Annotated in this window: 18 protein-coding genes; 9 read left to right on the forward strand and 9 right to left on the reverse strand. The window is 61.8% G+C overall.

Annotated features, from left to right (window positions below):
* Nucleotides 1-13 precede the first annotated feature (13 nt).
* From ACR0AO_RS11205 to ACR0AO_RS11215, 3 genes are all read right to left on the reverse strand, one after another.
* Nucleotides 14-805 (reverse strand): formate/nitrite transporter family protein, encoded by a 792-nt coding sequence (locus ACR0AO_RS11205; RefSeq protein WP_480603415.1) that lies wholly within the window; start codon nucleotides 803-805, stop codon nucleotides 14-16.
* Between the two features lie 226 nt (nucleotides 806-1,031).
* Complete coding sequence (locus ACR0AO_RS11210) at nucleotides 1,032-2,021, reverse strand: S8 family serine peptidase (RefSeq protein ID WP_480603417.1); 990 nt, start codon at nucleotides 2,019-2,021, stop codon at nucleotides 1,032-1,034.
* 160 nt (nucleotides 2,022-2,181) lie between these two features.
* On the reverse strand, nucleotides 2,182-2,817 hold the full coding sequence (locus ACR0AO_RS11215; RefSeq protein WP_480603419.1) for a hypothetical protein: 636 nt from the start codon (nucleotides 2,815-2,817) through the stop codon (nucleotides 2,182-2,184).
* Nucleotides 2,818-2,880: 63 nt separating this feature from the next.
* On the opposite strand from ACR0AO_RS11215, the gene ACR0AO_RS11220 reads away from it, so the two are divergent.
* Complete coding sequence (locus ACR0AO_RS11220; RefSeq protein ID WP_480603421.1) at nucleotides 2,881-3,033, forward strand: hypothetical protein; 153 nt, start codon at nucleotides 2,881-2,883, stop codon at nucleotides 3,031-3,033.
* A gap of 81 nt (nucleotides 3,034-3,114) precedes the next feature.
* Here ACR0AO_RS11220 and ACR0AO_RS11225 read toward each other — a convergent pair whose 3' ends face one another.
* On the reverse strand, nucleotides 3,115-3,723 hold the full coding sequence (locus tag ACR0AO_RS11225; protein WP_480603423.1) for a hypothetical protein: 609 nt from the start codon (nucleotides 3,721-3,723) through the stop codon (nucleotides 3,115-3,117).
* Nucleotides 3,724-3,989: 266 nt separating this feature from the next.
* On the opposite strand from ACR0AO_RS11225, the gene pheT reads away from it, so the two are divergent.
* Complete coding sequence (gene pheT, locus ACR0AO_RS11230; RefSeq protein ID WP_480603425.1) at nucleotides 3,990-6,386, forward strand: phenylalanine--tRNA ligase subunit beta; 2,397 nt, start codon at nucleotides 3,990-3,992, stop codon at nucleotides 6,384-6,386.
* A 126-nt stretch (nucleotides 6,387-6,512) separates the two neighbouring features.
* On the opposite strand, the gene ACR0AO_RS11235 is transcribed toward pheT, so the two are convergent.
* On the reverse strand, nucleotides 6,513-7,418 hold the full coding sequence (locus ACR0AO_RS11235; RefSeq protein WP_480603427.1) for a LysR family transcriptional regulator: 906 nt from the start codon (nucleotides 7,416-7,418) through the stop codon (nucleotides 6,513-6,515).
* 83 nt (nucleotides 7,419-7,501) lie between these two features.
* Between ACR0AO_RS11235 and ACR0AO_RS11240 the strand changes: the two genes are divergently transcribed.
* From ACR0AO_RS11240 to ACR0AO_RS11250, 3 genes are all read left to right on the forward strand, one after another.
* Entirely contained in the window at nucleotides 7,502-8,134 is a 633-nt protein-coding gene (locus ACR0AO_RS11240) for a class I SAM-dependent methyltransferase (RefSeq protein WP_480603429.1), read from the forward strand.
* 105 nt (nucleotides 8,135-8,239) lie between these two features.
* Nucleotides 8,240-8,689: a YtoQ family protein gene (locus ACR0AO_RS11245; protein WP_480603431.1), complete on the forward strand. Its 450-nt coding sequence runs from the start codon at nucleotides 8,240-8,242 to the stop codon at nucleotides 8,687-8,689.
* Between the two features lie 119 nt (nucleotides 8,690-8,808).
* Nucleotides 8,809-9,615, forward strand: coding sequence for a mechanosensitive ion channel family protein (locus ACR0AO_RS11250; RefSeq protein WP_480603433.1), 807 nt, complete (start codon nucleotides 8,809-8,811; stop codon nucleotides 9,613-9,615).
* Nucleotides 9,616-9,823: 208 nt separating this feature from the next.
* On the opposite strand, the gene ald is transcribed toward ACR0AO_RS11250, so the two are convergent.
* Nucleotides 9,824-10,936: an alanine dehydrogenase gene (gene ald, locus ACR0AO_RS11255; protein ID WP_480603435.1), complete on the reverse strand. Its 1,113-nt coding sequence runs from the start codon at nucleotides 10,934-10,936 to the stop codon at nucleotides 9,824-9,826.
* Nucleotides 10,937-11,074: 138 nt separating this feature from the next.
* Between ald and ACR0AO_RS11260 the strand changes: the two genes are divergently transcribed.
* A complete protein-coding gene (locus ACR0AO_RS11260) occupies nucleotides 11,075-11,533 on the forward strand; it encodes an Lrp/AsnC family transcriptional regulator (protein WP_480603437.1) in 459 nt (152 codons plus the stop codon).
* Between the two features lie 5 nt (nucleotides 11,534-11,538).
* Here ACR0AO_RS11260 and ACR0AO_RS11265 read toward each other — a convergent pair whose 3' ends face one another.
* On the reverse strand, nucleotides 11,539-12,378 hold the full coding sequence (locus tag ACR0AO_RS11265) for a CPBP family intramembrane glutamic endopeptidase (protein ID WP_480603439.1): 840 nt from the start codon (nucleotides 12,376-12,378) through the stop codon (nucleotides 11,539-11,541).
* 222 nt (nucleotides 12,379-12,600) lie between these two features.
* Between ACR0AO_RS11265 and ppk2 the strand changes: the two genes are divergently transcribed.
* Nucleotides 12,601-13,518: a polyphosphate kinase 2 gene (gene ppk2, locus ACR0AO_RS11270; protein WP_480603440.1), complete on the forward strand. Its 918-nt coding sequence runs from the start codon at nucleotides 12,601-12,603 to the stop codon at nucleotides 13,516-13,518.
* A gap of 53 nt (nucleotides 13,519-13,571) precedes the next feature.
* Here ppk2 and ACR0AO_RS11275 read toward each other — a convergent pair whose 3' ends face one another.
* On the reverse strand, nucleotides 13,572-13,766 hold the full coding sequence (locus tag ACR0AO_RS11275; protein WP_480603442.1) for a hypothetical protein: 195 nt from the start codon (nucleotides 13,764-13,766) through the stop codon (nucleotides 13,572-13,574).
* Between the two features lie 292 nt (nucleotides 13,767-14,058).
* Between ACR0AO_RS11275 and ACR0AO_RS11280 the strand changes: the two genes are divergently transcribed.
* Nucleotides 14,059-15,060 (forward strand): DMT family transporter, encoded by a 1,002-nt coding sequence (locus ACR0AO_RS11280; protein ID WP_480603444.1) that lies wholly within the window; start codon nucleotides 14,059-14,061, stop codon nucleotides 15,058-15,060.
* A gap of 128 nt (nucleotides 15,061-15,188) precedes the next feature.
* Here the strand turns inward: ACR0AO_RS11280 and rpsU are convergent, their stop codons facing one another.
* Nucleotides 15,189-15,395 carry a 30S ribosomal protein S21 gene (gene rpsU / locus ACR0AO_RS11285; RefSeq protein WP_024088814.1) on the reverse strand — a complete coding sequence of 69 codons (207 nt, stop codon included), beginning with the start codon at nucleotides 15,393-15,395 and terminating at the stop codon, nucleotides 15,189-15,191.
* Nucleotides 15,396-15,506: 111 nt separating this feature from the next.
* Between rpsU and ACR0AO_RS11290 the strand changes: the two genes are divergently transcribed.
* Nucleotides 15,507-16,199 carry a COQ9 family protein gene (locus tag ACR0AO_RS11290; protein ID WP_480603447.1) on the forward strand — a complete coding sequence of 231 codons (693 nt, stop codon included), beginning with the start codon at nucleotides 15,507-15,509 and terminating at the stop codon, nucleotides 16,197-16,199.
* Nucleotides 16,200-16,260: the final 61 nt, after the last annotated feature.

Consider the following 16,260-nt stretch of genomic DNA (forward strand, 5'->3'; position numbering starts at 1 on the left):
GTCGCCCAAAAGATCAGCCCGCGCCTGCCGGACGGTAGGCAAACCGGTACGCCAGCGCGACGCCGCCCGCACCTCCGGCGATGTTGCCGAGGGTGACCCAGAACAGGTTTCCCAGGGCGGCTGCCCAGCCGATCCCGGCGCCTGCGAATGCGCCCTGCGGCAGCAGGTACATATTGGCGACCGAATGTTCGAGGCCAAGCAGGACAAAGCCCGATATCGGCCACAGGATCGCAAGAATTTTCCCTGCCGCCGTGCGCGCGGCGAAGGTCAGCCAGACGGCCAGGCACACCAAAGCGTTGCAGAGCGCGCCGCGCATGAAGGCCTCGACCGGCGACAGCGTGGCCTTGCCCCGGGCAATGGCCTGCGCGGTGTCGCCCATCGGCCCGTCCAGCAGCCCGGTCAGCGCAAAGGCCACGGCCAGCCCGGCGGCGCCGGCCAGATTGCCCGCATAGACCAGCCCCCAGTTCCGCAACAGCGCGCGGAGCGTGATCCGCCGGTCCACCGCCGCCATCGTCATCAGCGCGTTGCCGGTGAACAGTTCGGCCCCGCCCACGACCACAAGGATCAGGCCCAGCGAAAACACCACGCCGCCCAAAAACCGCGCCGGGCCGAAACCGGCATCGAGGCCGGTCATCACCATCGTATAGGCCGCGCCGCCAAATCCGATGAAAGCGCCGGCCAGCAAGGCCAGCGTCAGGGTCTGGCCGGTGGCAAGCCGCGCCTTGGCCACGCCGGCGGATTCGACCAGCCGGGCAATCTCGGCTGGCTTATAGACGTCAAGACCGGTGGGGTTGGTGCGGGTCATGGCGAGTGTCCGACCTTCTGTTGTGCCGCCCGCAGGTTAAGCGGATGGGCCAGGCCTGCAAGCCTGAAACCGAGGTTTGCATATGTCATTTGCAATGTGTTGCGAACGGATGCCGCCAAAATTTCCGTCGCTGCAACAGGATCGGCCGACGGAGCTGTGACCGCAAAGGCGAAGCCCCCGGCGATGACCCGGGGGCTTCTGGCAGCGCGGCACGGGGTGCGCGTGTTCAGTTGATCGACACAGGGGCCAAGGCGTTCGACAAGCTCGCCTCTCCCTGACCGTGAATCGCGGGATTGTAACCGAGGATAGTATCCGCGCGCGCTGTTGATAAAAGCTGATTGGCGACATCCGAAGGGGTCGCCGTAGTAAATTTGTTCGACAAGACAGCCGCATAGCCGGCAACGATCGGTGCGGCGAACGATGTCCCCGCCAGGGCGGTCGTACCGCTTTCGACGCCGACGACCAAAAACTGATCCTGAACCGTCACATCGGTTCCGGCATAGTTGGAATAGCTGGCCAGGGACGCCTTGCTGGCGGTCGAGCCATGCCCGTCAAGCGCGCCCACGAAGACTGCCGAAGGTGCCCCGATCAGGTTTGTCGCCAGATAGTCGATCTGGCCCGCATAGGTGCCCGTGGCGATGACATCCCCGATCGCCACGCTTTCGTTTCCGGCCGATTTCGACACAAAGGCCGATCCGTCAAATGCGTAGTTGACGATTGAAGTTTCCTGCGCGTCCAACCCGCCGTAATTCGAGGGAAGCTCCACCCAGCCATAACTCGCATTGATGACGTTGAACCCGTCGCCGAGCGAAAACCCGGCCCCGGAGGTGAATTCATGCGAAGCCATGGTCGCGGACGGGGCCAGCATGGAGATCTGTGCCGAGGTCCACTCGCCATGCCGTTTGCGCTTCAGGCCTTCGCCCAGATTGCCGAACAGCTTGGTGCGGCTGTTGAAATCGTCGACCACGGTGACCGTGACGTTCTGACCCAGATATCCGGCGCTCCACGCGTCCTGAATGTCCGAGTGCATCCAGGAGTAATATGTCGGGGTGCTCGGGGCAGGATCTTCGCCGCCGCCGTTTCCGGGTTTGTCCGGTTTGTTCCCGCCGCGTGCGGCGATCAGCAACGGGCTGTCCTCAGAGAAAACCGGGGTTGGTGCAAAGCTCATGAGCGCGACGGCAGAGGCGAGCATGGGTGTCAATAATTTCAATTTCATCTGGCCCTCCATTTGGCAGCTGGACATTGGGCGATCCAATAAGAGTTAAAAATTACGGTGAAAATTTGACATTAATGCAGACATATTGTCATTTTGGCGCGAATTTATTGGATTATTGCGCACAGCCTGGTTCAATCCTTCGGGTTTGTTTGGATTGTCGTCAAAAGCGGAACAGATATCGCACGTGAAGCTGCAGCCGCTCCATCGGCGACTCATCGAACATGTAGTCCAGCGTCTCTTCCGGCGGCAGGGAGGACGCGGCCAGCCGACAATTGACCGTCTGGACACCGCCGATGGCACCATAATTCGCGGTGCAGCTTTTTTCGCTCAGATTGCCGCCGATCAGACCGAGCACCGACAACGATAACGTGCTGCTGCGCGTCGGTTGCGTCTGATAGACGAATCCCAGTCTCAGCGCCGGATCAATGGTGTATTTTTCACCACGCTCGCCGGTGCTGAAACCCCAGTAGACGCCGAAATTCGGGTGAAACTCGGTCATCCATGTGAAATGGGTATCTGACCATCGGCTGCCATACCACTCTCCGAACGACACCCGCCCTCCATTGGCCAGTTCATATCCGTTGCGCCCAACCTTGCGGACGCTGTTCGACAGCGACGATCCGTCATTCGCCGAGATAAAGTGGGTTTTGCTCCACCAGTGTTGCGCATGACCCGCGGCGGGCGACAGGCAGGTGAAAACCGCTGTAAGCAGCAAGGCGAGTCCGTTTCGTCGGACATTCAGCACTCTCCGGGGCGCGGGGTGGGTGCAAACCTTGTATGCAGAACCAGGTTTCATCTCCGGACCGCCTCGGCCAACCTGCGACAATGGTGTGTCAGGGGTGGCACGACAACCTGCCAGGTGACGGTTGAAATCAGCAGCGGCAATGACACCGGCGCGGTAAGCAGCAAGACCCAGGCAAAACTCATTTTGGCGACACCCTCCCATTGGCAGCTGGATTTCGGGCTGTTCAAAGAGAAAGGAAAATCACGGCAAATGTGGGGAGCAATTTGAGCGAAGGCGGCAATTGTGTGGCGGAACGCGAATCACCGTTTCCGTCATCAATTCAATGGTACGTTTCGGAGCGGAATGGCCTCAGAAGCGAAACAGATACCGGACCTTTAGCCGGACCTTTTCGACGGGAGAGCCGTCGAACAGGCGCGACAGGGAATCGCGCACGGGCCGTGATTCCTTGGGCCGGCAGTGCCCTGACCAGTTCACGGTTTCACCGGGGTCGAGCGATCCGCAGGAGGACCCGCCTTCCGTGGCGGGCGCAAGGTCGAGCAGCGAAAAGGACAGGGTGCTGTTTCTCGTGGTTTCCGCCTGCAGGGTCAAACCCTGACTGAAGGCAAAAGAGGTTTGTTCTGTCTCTTGCGGCTTTGATGGGTCTTGCGGGTAATATAAGTCCGCCTGCGTCGCCGCGTTGGATTTCCAGCGGAAGTTCGGGCCATTCCAACCATTCGGAATGAGATCGCGGAAGCTCCACTTCTTGTCCGCCCCGGGTGCTGCGTCACCTGTGGGCGAGTAAGGAGTCGTCACGGCGTCTGCGGGCGACAGACCATACTGCAATCCGTCACCGCCGTCCTGCTGGGCCAACGCTGGTGTCGAAAGAAAGCAGAGCAAGGACATGGTAAGAAATGCCAGCCGCCAACAAAGGGCTGCCGGGCCGGTTAGGTGAATGCGCTGCGCTGCCTTTCCGGTCACGTCCATGTCCTGTGTGGAATCGCCTTGAGCGGAGCTGCAGAATATCAAAACTCGCGACGGGCGGTGTGACTTTCATACAAACCGGTTGGCGGGTGTGGCATTGCAGCATCAAAGAGGCCGGTTCCCCGGGCAGCGACAGGCGCTGCGTTGCTCTTTGGACCCCCAAGTTGCCACGGAAGCGCCGGCGCGGGGCGGCGGCCTCTTCCACCTGATCGGATTATCCGCTAAACGCGATCCGACCCGAGATTACTGGCGGATTGCGACCGATGAAATTCACTCTTTCCTGGCTCAAGGATCACCTGGATACCGACGCATCGGTTGACGAGATTGTCGAGGCGCTGACCGACCTCGGGCTTGAGGTCGAAGAGGTCGTGAACCCGGCGGATTCGCTGGGGGCGTTTACCCTTGGTTTTGTCAAACATGCCGAAAAGCATCCTGATGCCGACAAGCTCCGCGTGTGCAGGGTGGAAACGGACGAGGGTGAGTTGCAGATCATCTGCGGCGCGCCCAACGCGCGCGAGGGGATCACCGCCGTGATCGCCAAGCCGGGCGTTTATGTGCCGGGCATCGACACCACCATCGGGGTTGGCAAGATCCGCGGCATCGAAAGCCATGGCATGATGTGTTCGGAACGCGAGATGCAGCTTTCGGAAGAGCATGACGGCATCATCGAACTGCCCTCGGGCGAGGTCGGCGACCGCTTTGTCGACTGGCTGGCCGAGAACGATCCGGCCAAGGTCGATCCGGTGATCGAGATCGCCATCACTCCCAATCGTCCCGACGCTCTAGGCGTGGCCGGGATTGCCCGCGATCTGGCGGCACGCGGGCTTGGCACGCTCAAGATTCGCGATTACGCGCCGGTGCCCGGCGATTTCAAAAGCCCGATCGCCGTCAGCATCGACGACAACACGCTGGACGGCGCGCCGCATTTCACCGGGCGTCTGATCAAGGGCGTCAGGAACGGCCCCAGCCCGCAATGGCTGCAGGATCAGCTGCGCGCCATCGGTCTGCGCCCGATCTCGGCGCTGGTCGATATCACCAACTACATGACCTTCGATCACAACCGTCCGCTGCACGTGTTCGACGCGGACAAGGTACACGGCAACCTGCGGGTTCACCGTGCCAGGGGCGGTGAAAAGCTGGTGGCGCTGGACGAAAAGGAATACACCCTGCAACCCGGCATGATGGTGATTTCGGATGACAACGGCCCCGAATCGATTGCCGGGATCATGGGCGGGATGGAAACCGGCTGTACCGAAGCCACCGTCAACGTGTTTCTGGAAAGCGCGTTCTGGGATTACGTGCAGATCGCGCTGACGGGCCGGGCGCTCAAGATCAATTCGGATGCGCGCTATCGGTTCGAGCGCGGGGTCGACCCGGAATATACCCGCGAAGGGCTGGAACACGCCACCCAGATGATCCTCGATATCTGCGGCGGCGAGGCGTCTGATGTGGTCGAGGCCGGCAAGGCGCCGGACCACGCGCGCGCCTACAGGCTGGATGCCGAGCGGGTGCAGTCGCTGGTCGGCATGGATATTCCCGAAAGCGAGCAGCGCCAGACCCTGACGCGCCTGGGTTTCCGGCTGGAGGGCAGCATGGCCCACGTGCCCAGCTGGCGCCCTGACATCATGGGCGAGGCCGATCTGGTCGAGGAAGTGGCCCGGATCGCGTCCCTGACCAAGCTAGAGGGCAAGCCGCTGCCGCGCATCTCGGCGGGCATCCCGAAACCGGTGATGACCCCGGCGCAGCGCCGTCAGTCGATGGCGCGCCGGACCTGCGCGGCGCTGGGTTACAACGAATGCGTCAGCTATACCTTTATCGACAGAACCTCTGCCGCGCTCTTTGGCGGTGGTGACGACGCCACAATGCTGGAAAATCCGATCTCGTCCGAGATGAGCCACATGCGCCCCGACCTGTTGCCGGGTCTGTTGCAGGCGGCGGCGCGCAATCAGGCGCGCGGGTTCTTGGATCTGTCGCTGTTCGAGGTCGGCCCGGTGTTCCACGACGGCGAGCCGGGCGAACAGCAGAGCCAGATCACCGGCTTGCTGGTTGGCCGCTCGGGGCCCAAGGACACGCACGGCGCGTCGCGCCCGGTCGACGTGTTCGACGCCAAGGCCGATGCCGAGGCCGTGCTGGCCGCCATCGGCGCGCCCGCCAAGGTGCAGATTCTGCGCGACGGGCCGGACTGGTGGCATCCGGGGCGGCACGGCAGGATCTGCCTTGGCCCCAAGAAGGTTCTGGGCATATTTGGCGAGTTGCACCCGCGCGTGTTGCAGGCAATGGACATCAAGGGCCCGGCGATGGCCTTTACCATCTGGCCCGACCAGGTGCCGCTGCCGCGCAAATCCGGAGCTACGCGGCAGGCGCTGGAACTGCGCGACCTGCAGGCGGTCGAGCGCGACTTTGCCTTTGTCGTCGACGCGCAGATCGAGGCGCTGACGCTGGTCAACGCTGCCGCCGGGGCCGACAAGGCGCTGATCGAAGAGGTGCGCGTCTTTGACGAGTTCATCGGCGGCAGCCTGGGCGAGGGCAAGAAATCGCTGGCCATCACCGTCCGGTTGCAGCCGACCGAGAAGACGCTGAAGGAAAAGGACATCGAGGCGGTGGCCGAAAAGATCATCGCCAAGGTCACCAAGGCCACCGGTGGGGTGCTGCGCGGCTAATCCCTCCTCACCATGACATCCGGAAAACGCGCCTTCGGGCGCGTTTTTTTTTGGTCGCCGTGCGATCTCGGCCCGAACTTTGCCGGGGTCAGGCCGACAAAAGTGGACCCTGAGAAACTTGTCTTGTCAGGTGACAGGCGGGGCGTTTTTCGTGGCCAGAAATTCCCCCAACAGATCGAAGACCAGCCTGATGCGCCGGCTGGTATGAAGCTCGCGATGCGTGGTCAGCCAGACCGGAAACCGGATCGGGTCCATGGGCGGCAGAACCGGTTCCACCTCGGGGAATTTTTCGGCAACGCTGTCTGACATCGCCATCACGCCGAACCCGTTGCGTACATATTCCCAGGCCACGACGCCGTTTTGCGTCTCAAGACGAAAGTTCCGGTGCCGCAGATGAATGTCCAGCGGCGCCATGAATTCCATCATCCGGGCGGGATCGCCAATGGCGATAAAATCCAGATCGGAAAGCTCCGGTTTTCCGGCCGGGCGGCCCACCCGGTCCAGATAGGCCGAGGCCGCGTAAAGTCGCGCATTCGCCTCGCCGACAAGGCGCGCGATCAGGTCGGGCTGTTCGGGCCGGACATGGCGAATGGCGATATCCGCCTCGCGCCGCATCAGGTCGCGGATGTCGTTGGCCGCGATGACTTCGATCTCAAGCAATGGTGCCTGGCCGCGGATTTCCCGCAAGGCCTCGGGCAGATCATAGGCCGACAGGATGTCGCTTGCGGTGATCCTAACCCGCCCCTCGACCGATTGCGCCTGGCCCGAGGCGGCCAGAGCGATCCGGTTTGCCGCTTCTCCCATCGCCCGCGTGTGTTCCAGAAGTTCCAGACCGGCCTGTGTCAGCTCCAGCGACCGGCCGATGCGTTCGAACAGCAAAACCCCCAGATCGGCCTCAAGCGCGGCGACCTGCCGGCTGAGCGTCGGCTGTGACTGGCCCAGCCGCCGCGCCGCCGCCGACAAGGAACCCTCCTGTGCCGTCTCCAGAAACGCCCGGACGTGGTTCCAGTCGAAGTCCCTGAATTTATCCATTCGTAAATGTATAAGCGTCCTGCAGTTTTCGGCAATTTCTATTTCAATTCCGCATGTCTATTTTGACGACAAGGAGAACGATCATGAATGCCACCGCAAAATTCTGGGACGGAATCGCCGAGAAATATGCCCGTACACCGGTTCGGGATATGGAGTCCTACGAACATACTCTGGTGCGGACATCGTCCTTTCTGAATCCCACCGATCGCGTTCTGGAACTCGGGTGCGGCACCGGCACGACCGCGTTGCGCCTGGCGCCGAAGGTGGCCGCAATAACTGCAACCGATGTGTCGCCGGGGATGCTGGCCGTCGGTCATCGCAAGGTTGCGGAACAACGGCTGGCAAACGTGCGGTTTGCACGGGCCGATGCCGCATCCCCGCCCGTGGGGCCGTTCGATGTGGTCCTGGCATTCAATCTGTTGCACCTGGTCGATGATCTGGATGCGGCCCTGTCTGCTGTCCGCGCGGTGATGCAGCCCGGCCGGCTGTTCATCTCCAAAACCTTTTGCGCGCCGCCGGCCGGGGGCAGCCTGAAATACCGGATGATGCGGTTGATCTTGCCGGTCATGCAGCTTTTTGGGCGGGCCCCGTTCGTCCGCTTCATGACCGAGGCAGAGCTTGACGCGGCGATTGAGCGTGCCGGGTTCGAGCTTGTCGAATGCGACAGCTTTCCGGTCAGGGACGCGCGACGGTTCATCGTCGCCAGAAAGGTCTAGCCGCTCGGGTCCTGTATCGCGCCGGTGAATGGTGGCCGGAGAATTCAGCCGCCTGTCCTTTGCCTTGCTGCCGTGATACACGCGCGGCGAACAAGGGAGATTGCAATGGGTTTGAACGTTTACCTTTCGGGCGAGATTCACACGGACTGGCGCGAACAGATCATTGCCGGCGCGCAGGGGCTGGACATCACCTTCAACAGCCCGGTGACCGATCACGCTGCGAGCGATGATTGCGGTACTACCATCCTGGGCGCCGAGCCGAACAAATACTGGCACGACCACAAGGGGGCGATGGTCAATGCCATCCGTACCCGTAAGGGCATCGCGGATGCCGATGTCGTTGTGGTCCGGTTCGGCGACAAATACAAGCAATGGAATGCCGCGTTCGACGCGGGCTATGCCGCCGCTCTGGGCAAGTCGATCATCGTCCTGCACGGCCCCGATCACCAGCACGCGCTGAAAGAGGTCGATGCCGCCGCTCTGGCGGTGGCCGAGGAGCCGCATCAGGTGGTGGAGATTTTGCGCTATGTCCTGACGGGCAAGCTGCCCGGCTGAACGCAGCGTTACGGGGAAAACCGCCAGGTCATGCCCCTAGACCCACGCAACGGGGTCTGAAATACCGCGCCAAATCCGCGAATCGGCGCGGTTTTTTGCATTGAACTAAGGAGAGGCCGGTGGAAGAGGTCATGACACAGGCCGGAGCATTCGCTCCGCTATTGCTGAACGCGGTCAAGGCGTTGATCGTACTTTTTTTGGGGTGGGCCGTCGCCGTTGCCATCAGTGGCATGGTCCGCAGGCGCATCAACTCGACGCCGAAGATCGACCCGACGCTGGGCAACTTCATGGCGAGCCTGGTGAAATGGGTGATCCTGGCGATGGTGCTGGTCGCCGTGCTGGGCATCTTTGGTATTCAGGCGACAAGTATTGTCGCGATTCTGGGTGCGGCGTCGCTGGCAATCGGCCTGGCACTGCAGGGCACGCTCAGCGATCTGGCCGCCGGCGTCATGCTGGTGGTGTTCAGACCCTACAAGCTGGGCCAGTATGTCGATATCGGGGGCACCGCCGGAACGGTTATGGACCTCAACCTGTTCACCACTGAACTGGTGACGCCCGACAATGTGCAGATCATCGTGCCGAACGGGCAGGCCTGGGGATCGATCATCACCAATTATTCGGCCCATGACACCCGCCGTGTCGATCTGGTGTTCGGCATCGACTATGGCGACAGCGCCGACAAGGCGATGGAGATCATTCTGGAAGTGGCCAGAGGCGATAACCGGATCATGGCCGACCCGGAGCCGTGGGTGAAAGTGACCAACCTGGGTGACAGTTCCGTGGATCTGACCGCGCGTCTGTGGTGCGCGGCGGCCGATTACTGGGACGTCAAGTTCGAACTGACCAAGGCGGTCAAGGAAGCCTTTGACGCCAAGGGCATCTCGATTCCCTACCCGCATTCCGTCGAAATTCAGAGAGCGGGCTGAAAGCTCCCGCCCGTCGTCACGGCGCGTACGCGCCATTCCTCCGGTTGGGCCCGGCGCCGCGCGTGTCGCGCGGCGCTGTCGGTGTTGGCCGATGGCGCCCCTGAAACGAAACCGCGCCGCGCCTATGGCGCGGCGCTTGGCCCAACGTTGGTAAGCGGCCTCGTCGCGAGGCCGCTTTCAATGGCGGGAGCGCGCCCCTCGTTTTGGATTACAGCAACGAGTTGGGGTCGACCACGTCAAGGCCCAGCGCCGCGCCGACCGCGTCATAGGTCAGCTTGCCGGCATGCACGTTGAGACCCGCCAGCAGGTGCGGATCATTGGCGCAGGCCTGTTTCCAGCCCTTGTCGGCCAGAGACAGCATGAACGGCATGGTGGCGTTGCCCAGCGCGATGGTCGAGGTCCGCGCAACTGCGCCCGGCATGTTGGCCACACAGTAATGCATAACGCCATCAACGTCATAGACCGGATCGGCATGGGTGGTAGCTTTGGAGGTCTCAAAGCAGCCGCCCTGGTCGATGGCGACGTCGACCAGCGCCGCGCCCGGCTTCATGGTCGACAGCTGTGCGCGCGAAATCAGCTTCGGTGCGGCTGCGCCCGGGATCAGAACCGCGCCGATCACCATGTCTGCGGTCTCGATCAGCTCGGCCACGGCGCCCGCGGTCGAATACTGGTTCTTGAAGGTGTCGCCAAAGACGTCGTCGAGGTAACGAAGGCGCGGGATCGACCGGTCGAGGATGGTCACGTCAGCACCCATGCCTGCAGCAACCTTGGCTGCGTGGGTCCCGACAACACCGCCGCCGATCACGATGACCTTTGCCGGGCCAACACCCGGAACGCCGCCCATCAGCACGCCGCGGCCGCCATTGGCCTTTTGCAGGGTCCATGCGCCGACCTGCGGTGCCAGACGACCGGCAACCTCGGACATCGGCGCCAGCAGCGGCAGGCCGCCATTGCGGTCGGTCACGGTTTCATAGGCGATGGCGGTACAGCCCGAGGCCAGCAGGTCATGGGTCTGATCCGGGTCCGGCGCCAGATGGAGATAGGTGAACAGCAGCTGGCCTTCGCGCAGCATCTTGCGCTCGATTGCCTGCGGTTCCTTGACCTTGACGATCATGTCTGCAGTGGCGAACACCTCTTCGGCGGTGTCGATGATGCGCGCGCCGATGGCGGTGTAGGCAGCGTCGTCAAACCCGGCACCCAGGCCGGCGCCGGTTTCGATGATGACCTCGTGGCCGCGCGCGATGGCTTCATGTGCGGCATTCGGCGTCATGCCGACGCGGAATTCCTGAGGTTTGATTTCTTTGGGGCACCCGATTTTCATTTTTGCGGTCTCCGTTCATAAACTGCACAAATTATGTGCAACTTCACCTGCAATTTCTGTGAAACCCCGCTCGCGTTTTGCGGAAAATTCGGGATAATCTTCGAAAGTTCTTAAATCTCTTGCAATGGATGTGCGTGAATGAGCCTTGATACAACCGATAGAAAGATTCTCGCGGCCCTTCAGCGCAAGGGGCGCATGTCCAATGCCGAACTGTCAGAGCAGGCAAACCTGTCGCCTTCGGCCTGCCATCGCAGGGTTCAGCGGCTGGAGGCCGAAGGGTATATCCGCGACTATGTCGCCCTGCTGAACGCGCGCAAGATGGGCGTGCCGACGACAGTGTTTGTCGAGATCACCCTTCAGGGTCAGGCCGAAGAGGTTCTTGATGCATTCGAAAAGGCCGTGGCGCGCATCCCCGACGTTCTGGAATGCCACCTGATGGCGGGCACGGCGGACTATATCCTCAAGGTCGTCGCGGAAAACACCGAGGATTTCGCCCGCATCCACCGGCAATACCTGTCGCGCCTTCCGGGCGTGGCGCAGATGCAAAGCTCTTTCGCGCTGCGCACCGTGTTCAAGACGACCGCGCTGCCGGTCTGACCGGCTCAAATCGGGGCGGGATAGGTGAACAGGGCGAGATGGGCAAAGTTGAAGGCGAAATGCATCGCCACCGGAACCCACAACCTGCCGGTCGCCCAATAGCCCAGCCCGCAGGCCAGTCCCAACAGGGCGGCGAAGCCGGCAAGGACCGGCCCGCCGCCGATATGCGCAAGTCCAAACAGCAGGCTGGCAGTGGCCACACCCGCCGCCGGTCCGATCCGCCGGACCAGACCGGTTTGCAGATAGCCGCGAAAAAAGGCTTCTTCCGCCATGCAGGTCAGGAACAGGTTGGACAGGGCAAAGATCGGCCACCAGTCCGGCAGGCCCGGTTCCGGCCGCAACGCGCCCGACAGACCGGCCAGAATGAACAGGCCGGGCAAAAGGATGATCCCGCACATCAGGGCAAGCGGGTGAAGGCGGGTTTTTGACCGCAGGGCCGCAGGGCAGGCCAGAAGCACGGCGAAAAACACCATGGGTTTGTCGAGGTTGTAATACAGGCTGAACGGAGCGCTGCCGGGGCCCGAGTGAACCGCGTCGAGCACCAGCAGGTTTCGCACGCCGGGAACGACATGCGCCCCCAGCGCGATGCACCACAGAACAAGGGCGCCATGCCCTGCCCACGATGCCCAACCGCTCAGCCGGGGCAGCCGCGCCGCGCCCGCCAGTCCCAGGGTAATAACCGTCAGTGCCAGCGGGGACGCAATCTCAAGCGCCAGCAGCACTGCGCCGAACACCGCCAGCAGCGTCAGGGCCAGCGCCACACGCCCGAAAAACGCCAGTGTCAGGGCGACAAACAGGATCAGCCAGGGCCAGATACCCGGCAGCAGGGACAGAAATGCGGGCATTGACGGGCCTCTCCGGTGGTTCCGCCCTTGGTGGCGGCAAGAAAGCGTCAATTCAAGGCCCGGGTGGTTGTATCCGCCGGATTTGAGGTCCACATTCGATTTTCGACATAGTACCTCTCAGGCATCCGGAACGCCCGGTGCCGTCGCGCATTTTCGCGTCGGCAGGCCGGGCCGGCACCCATCGGGAATACTTGAGAGACGTGAACGGACAAGGAGCGGACATTGGCTTACGAAAAAGAAATTTCTCCGGAAGATTGGCTGGAAGCGGAACTGCAGGACACGTTCGACGAGGATATCGAGATCGAGTTCAATGAACCGATGCTGTCGATGGAAGTTCGCAAGATCTATCGCGACCAGCACCCCGAGATGCTCGATCGCGGGGTTTATTTCCGCAATCTGCTGCGTCTGCAGGCGGAACTGATCAAGGTACAGGACTGGGTGGTGCATACCGGCGCCAAGGTCTGTATCCTGTTCGAAGGCCGCGACAGCGCCGGCAAGGGCGGGGTGATCAAGCGGATCACCCAGCGCCTGAACCCGCGCGTCGCCCGTGTCGTGGCCTTGCCCGCCCCCAGCCGCCGGGAACAAAGCCAGTGGTATTTCCAGCGCTATGTGCCACACCTGCCCGCCGCCGGTGAAATCGTGTTTTTCGACCGCTCGTGGTACAACCGCGCCGGGGTCGAGCGGGTCATGGGCTTTGCCTCCGAGGATCAGGTCGAACAGTTCTTTCAGGACGTTCCCGAATTCGAACGGATGCTGGTACGGTCAGGCATCATTCTGCTGAAATACTGGTTCTCGATCACCGACGAGGAACAGCAGCTGCGATTCCTCATGCGTATCCACGACCCGATGAAGCAGTGGAAACTGTCGCCGATGGATCTGGAATCCCGCATCCGCTGGGAGGCCTACACCAAGGCGAAAGAGGATATGTTCTTCCGCACCAACATCCCCGAGGCGCCCTGGTACATCGTCGAGGGCAACGACAAGAAACGTGAACGGCTGAACTGCATCGAACACCTTTTGACCAAGATCCCCTACGAGGACGTGCCGCAGGAAAAGGTCACGCTGCCGGACAGGCGCTACAACCCCGACTATGAACGCCGGGTGCTGCCGGACGAGCTCTACGTGCCCAAGATCTATTGATCGGGGTTCGGGTCGGCGCGCCATGAGTTGGCGCGCCGACTCGTGAGTGGTGGTCAGAACAGAAAGACGGTCGTGGCCGCACTCGCGTTTGCGATGCGCCCGGCTGGGTTCGAGCGCGTGTCGCCCCGGCAGTTATCCGCAAGATCGTTCACGCGTGTCTCCAACGCCGAGGGGGTCGTTCCGTTGGGTCCACAGGCCGCGTCGATCAATTTCGGACTCTGCCGTTCGAGAGTGGCTGCTGCCGACATAATGTGCCTCCTGATGCGCCTTTTGTTTCCTTGATTAGTGGCGGCATTGAGGCAAGGACGTGTCGGATTTGGCGCGTGGGCAGAAATCAGACGATTTCCGGGCAATAACCTTATGGTTGGTCGGGTCAAAAACGAACCGCGCCGCCGGAAACCCGTGTTGGGCAATCGCGCCGGTCATATTTTGGTGACCTGGCCCGCAAACGACCCCCTGGTCGTTCGGAAACAAGACGGGGTTTGTTGCTCTGGCATCCTCCGTGGCCTGACTGCCAGAATCTGTCACTCGGGGATGCGCATGACTTCCAGCCCTTCTTCGCCTTCGGTCACTGCCTTGAACTTTGCGGATAACCACCCCTTACAGGGTATCGGTTGGTTGCTGCTGGCGACCACGTTATTTCCGATTCAGGACGTGATCATCAAAAGCCTCAGCGGCGAATTCGCCGTCCATCAGATCGTGTTCTGGCGGGGCGTTTTCGCCTTGCCGATCGTGGTCGGGATCGCGTGGTGCGAAGGCTCGCTCCGGCCACTGAAGCTCGGCTCGATGCCGCTGCAGTTTCTGCGCGCGGCGTCCGGATTCTGCTCCTATCTGCTCTATTACATGGCGCTTGCCGCCATCGGAATGGCCGAAACCGCCGCCATCACGTTTTCGACGCCCATTTTCGTCACCATACTGGCGACCATATTCCTGGGCGAACGAATCGGGGTTTTCCGCTGGCTTGCGGTGATGCTGGGCCTGGCTGGTGTCGTCGTGATCGTGCAGCCCGGAGCCTCGGTGTTCGAACCCGCAGCCGTACTCGCATTGCTGGCGGCCGTGACCTACGCAATCTCGATCATCTGCACCCGGCGGATCGGTCACCGCAGCAACGGCGGCACGATGACACTTTTCTCGGTGGTGTTCTTTATCGCTGCGGGCGGCCTGTTGGGGATCGTCTTTTCGATAGCCGAGGTCACCTCGCCACATCCAAGCGTTGCATTCCTGTTTCGGCAATGGGCGGAACCCAGCACCACCGACTGGGGTTTCCTGCTGGCGCTGGGCTGTATCTCCGGCGTCGGGTTCTTTGCCCTCAGCCAGGCGTATCGCCTGGCCGAAGCAAGCGTCGTCACCCCTTTCGAATACACCTATCTGCCATGGTCGGTTTTGTGGGGGTATCTGGTCTTTGGTGCGCTGCCGGGTCTGACGACCTGGGTCGGGCTGATTCTGATCGTCGGGGCTGGCGGGATGATCATCATCCGCGAGACCTTGCAGGGCCGCCGCGTGGTACGCCGCCGCGGGCTGGGCGTGATGCGGCAGCGGTGAATTCGCCCCGAGCTCTTTTGTACAATCCGATCAATCGCGGCACGAAACCCGGTACAAAAACGACAAACCCCCGGGGCGGGGCCGCGGGGGTCGTCAAATAGTGTCATCCAAAGCCGGAGGAGATTTGCTCAGAGCAGACCTTCACGCTGGAGCTTCTTGCGCGCCAGTTTACGGGCACGGCGGATCGCTTCAGCTTTCTCGCGCGCTTTTTTCTCGGACGGTTTCTCGAAATGTTGCTTGAGCTTCATTTCACGGAACACGCCTTCGCGCTGCAGCTTTTTCTTCAGGGCACGAAGCGCCTGATCGACATTGTTGTCGCGAACACTAACCTGCATGTGGTTGTCACCACCTTTCTAGATAGAGTTGCAAGGAAATTGCAGGAAGTGGCCGTATAGCAAAGCGCGGTGAACTTGTCTAGTACTGGGGCCAGAACAAGGAGAGCGGCGATGACAACGGCATATGAAGACGCAAAAGAACAACTGCTGGACGCGGCCCTGTCCCATGTTCCCTTCGACGGCTGGTCCGAAGCCACGTTCCGCGCGGCCATCGCCGACAGCGATATGGACGAAGGACTGGCGCGTGCGATCTGCCCGCGCGGGGCGGTCGATCTGGCCCTGGCTCTGCACGCGCGCGGCGATGCCGAAATGCTGCGGCGGCTTGAAACAGAGGACCTCGGCGGCTTGAAATTTCGCGAGAAAATTGCGGCTGCCGTGCGATTTCGGCTGGAGGCTGTCGAGGACAAGGAGGCGGTTCGCCGTGGCGTGACCCTGTTTTCGCTGCCTTCCCATGCCGCCGATGGCGCCAAGGCAATCTGGGGCACCTGCGACCTGATCTGGACCGCGCTCGGGGACACGTCCGAGGATGTGAACTGGTATACCAAGCGTATGACGCTGTCGGGGGTCTATTCCTCGACCGTGCTGTTCTGGCTGGGCGACGACTCGCCCGAGCATCAGGCGACTTGGGAGTTTCTGGATCGCCGGATTGGCGATGTGATGCAGTTCGAAAAGGTCAAGGCGCAGGTCAACAAGAACCCGTTGTTCAAACCGTTCCTCGCGGTGCCGAACTGGCTGGCCGGTCAGATTCGCGCGCCATCGAAATCCGGCACGGATCTGCCCGGTTCGCTGTCCCCCCGGAAATAGATCGAGATCGGTCGCTTGCGGCTTTGCCTTCGGGATGCCGCCTGCTAGGCAGGGGACAAAG

The sequence above is a fragment of the Ruegeria sp. AF8 genome, assembly GCF_056541825.1.

Coding starts and splice junctions, on each gene's coding strand:
- ACR0AO_RS11215 (WP_480603419.1), bottom strand. CDS start 2,817: ATGAAACCTGGTTCTGCATACAAGGTTTGCACCCACCCCGCGCCCCGG.
- ACR0AO_RS11245 (WP_480603431.1), top strand. CDS start 8,240: ATGGGTTTGAACGTTTACCTTTCGGGCGAGATTCACACGGACTGGCGC.
- ACR0AO_RS11275 (WP_480603442.1), bottom strand. CDS start 13,766: ATGTCGGCAGCAGCCACTCTCGAACGGCAGAGTCCGAAATTGATCGAC.
- rpsU (WP_024088814.1), bottom strand. CDS start 15,395: ATGCAGGTTAGTGTTCGCGACAACAATGTCGATCAGGCGCTTCGTGCC.
- ACR0AO_RS11260 (WP_480603437.1), top strand. CDS start 11,075: ATGAGCCTTGATACAACCGATAGAAAGATTCTCGCGGCCCTTCAGCGC.
- ACR0AO_RS11235 (WP_480603427.1), bottom strand. CDS start 7,418: ATGGATAAATTCAGGGACTTCGACTGGAACCACGTCCGGGCGTTTCTG.
- pheT (WP_480603425.1), top strand. CDS start 3,990: ATGAAATTCACTCTTTCCTGGCTCAAGGATCACCTGGATACCGACGCA.
- ACR0AO_RS11280 (WP_480603444.1), top strand. CDS start 14,059: ATGACTTCCAGCCCTTCTTCGCCTTCGGTCACTGCCTTGAACTTTGCG.
- ACR0AO_RS11205 (WP_480603415.1), bottom strand. CDS start 805: ATGACCCGCACCAACCCCACCGGTCTTGACGTCTATAAGCCAGCCGAG.
- ACR0AO_RS11210 (WP_480603417.1), bottom strand. CDS start 2,021: ATGAAATTGAAATTATTGACACCCATGCTCGCCTCTGCCGTCGCGCTC.
- ACR0AO_RS11290 (WP_480603447.1), top strand. CDS start 15,507: ATGACAACGGCATATGAAGACGCAAAAGAACAACTGCTGGACGCGGCC.
- ald (WP_480603435.1), bottom strand. CDS start 10,936: ATGAAAATCGGGTGCCCCAAAGAAATCAAACCTCAGGAATTCCGCGTC.
- ACR0AO_RS11265 (WP_480603439.1), bottom strand. CDS start 12,378: ATGCCCGCATTTCTGTCCCTGCTGCCGGGTATCTGGCCCTGGCTGATC.
- ACR0AO_RS11240 (WP_480603429.1), top strand. CDS start 7,502: ATGAATGCCACCGCAAAATTCTGGGACGGAATCGCCGAGAAATATGCC.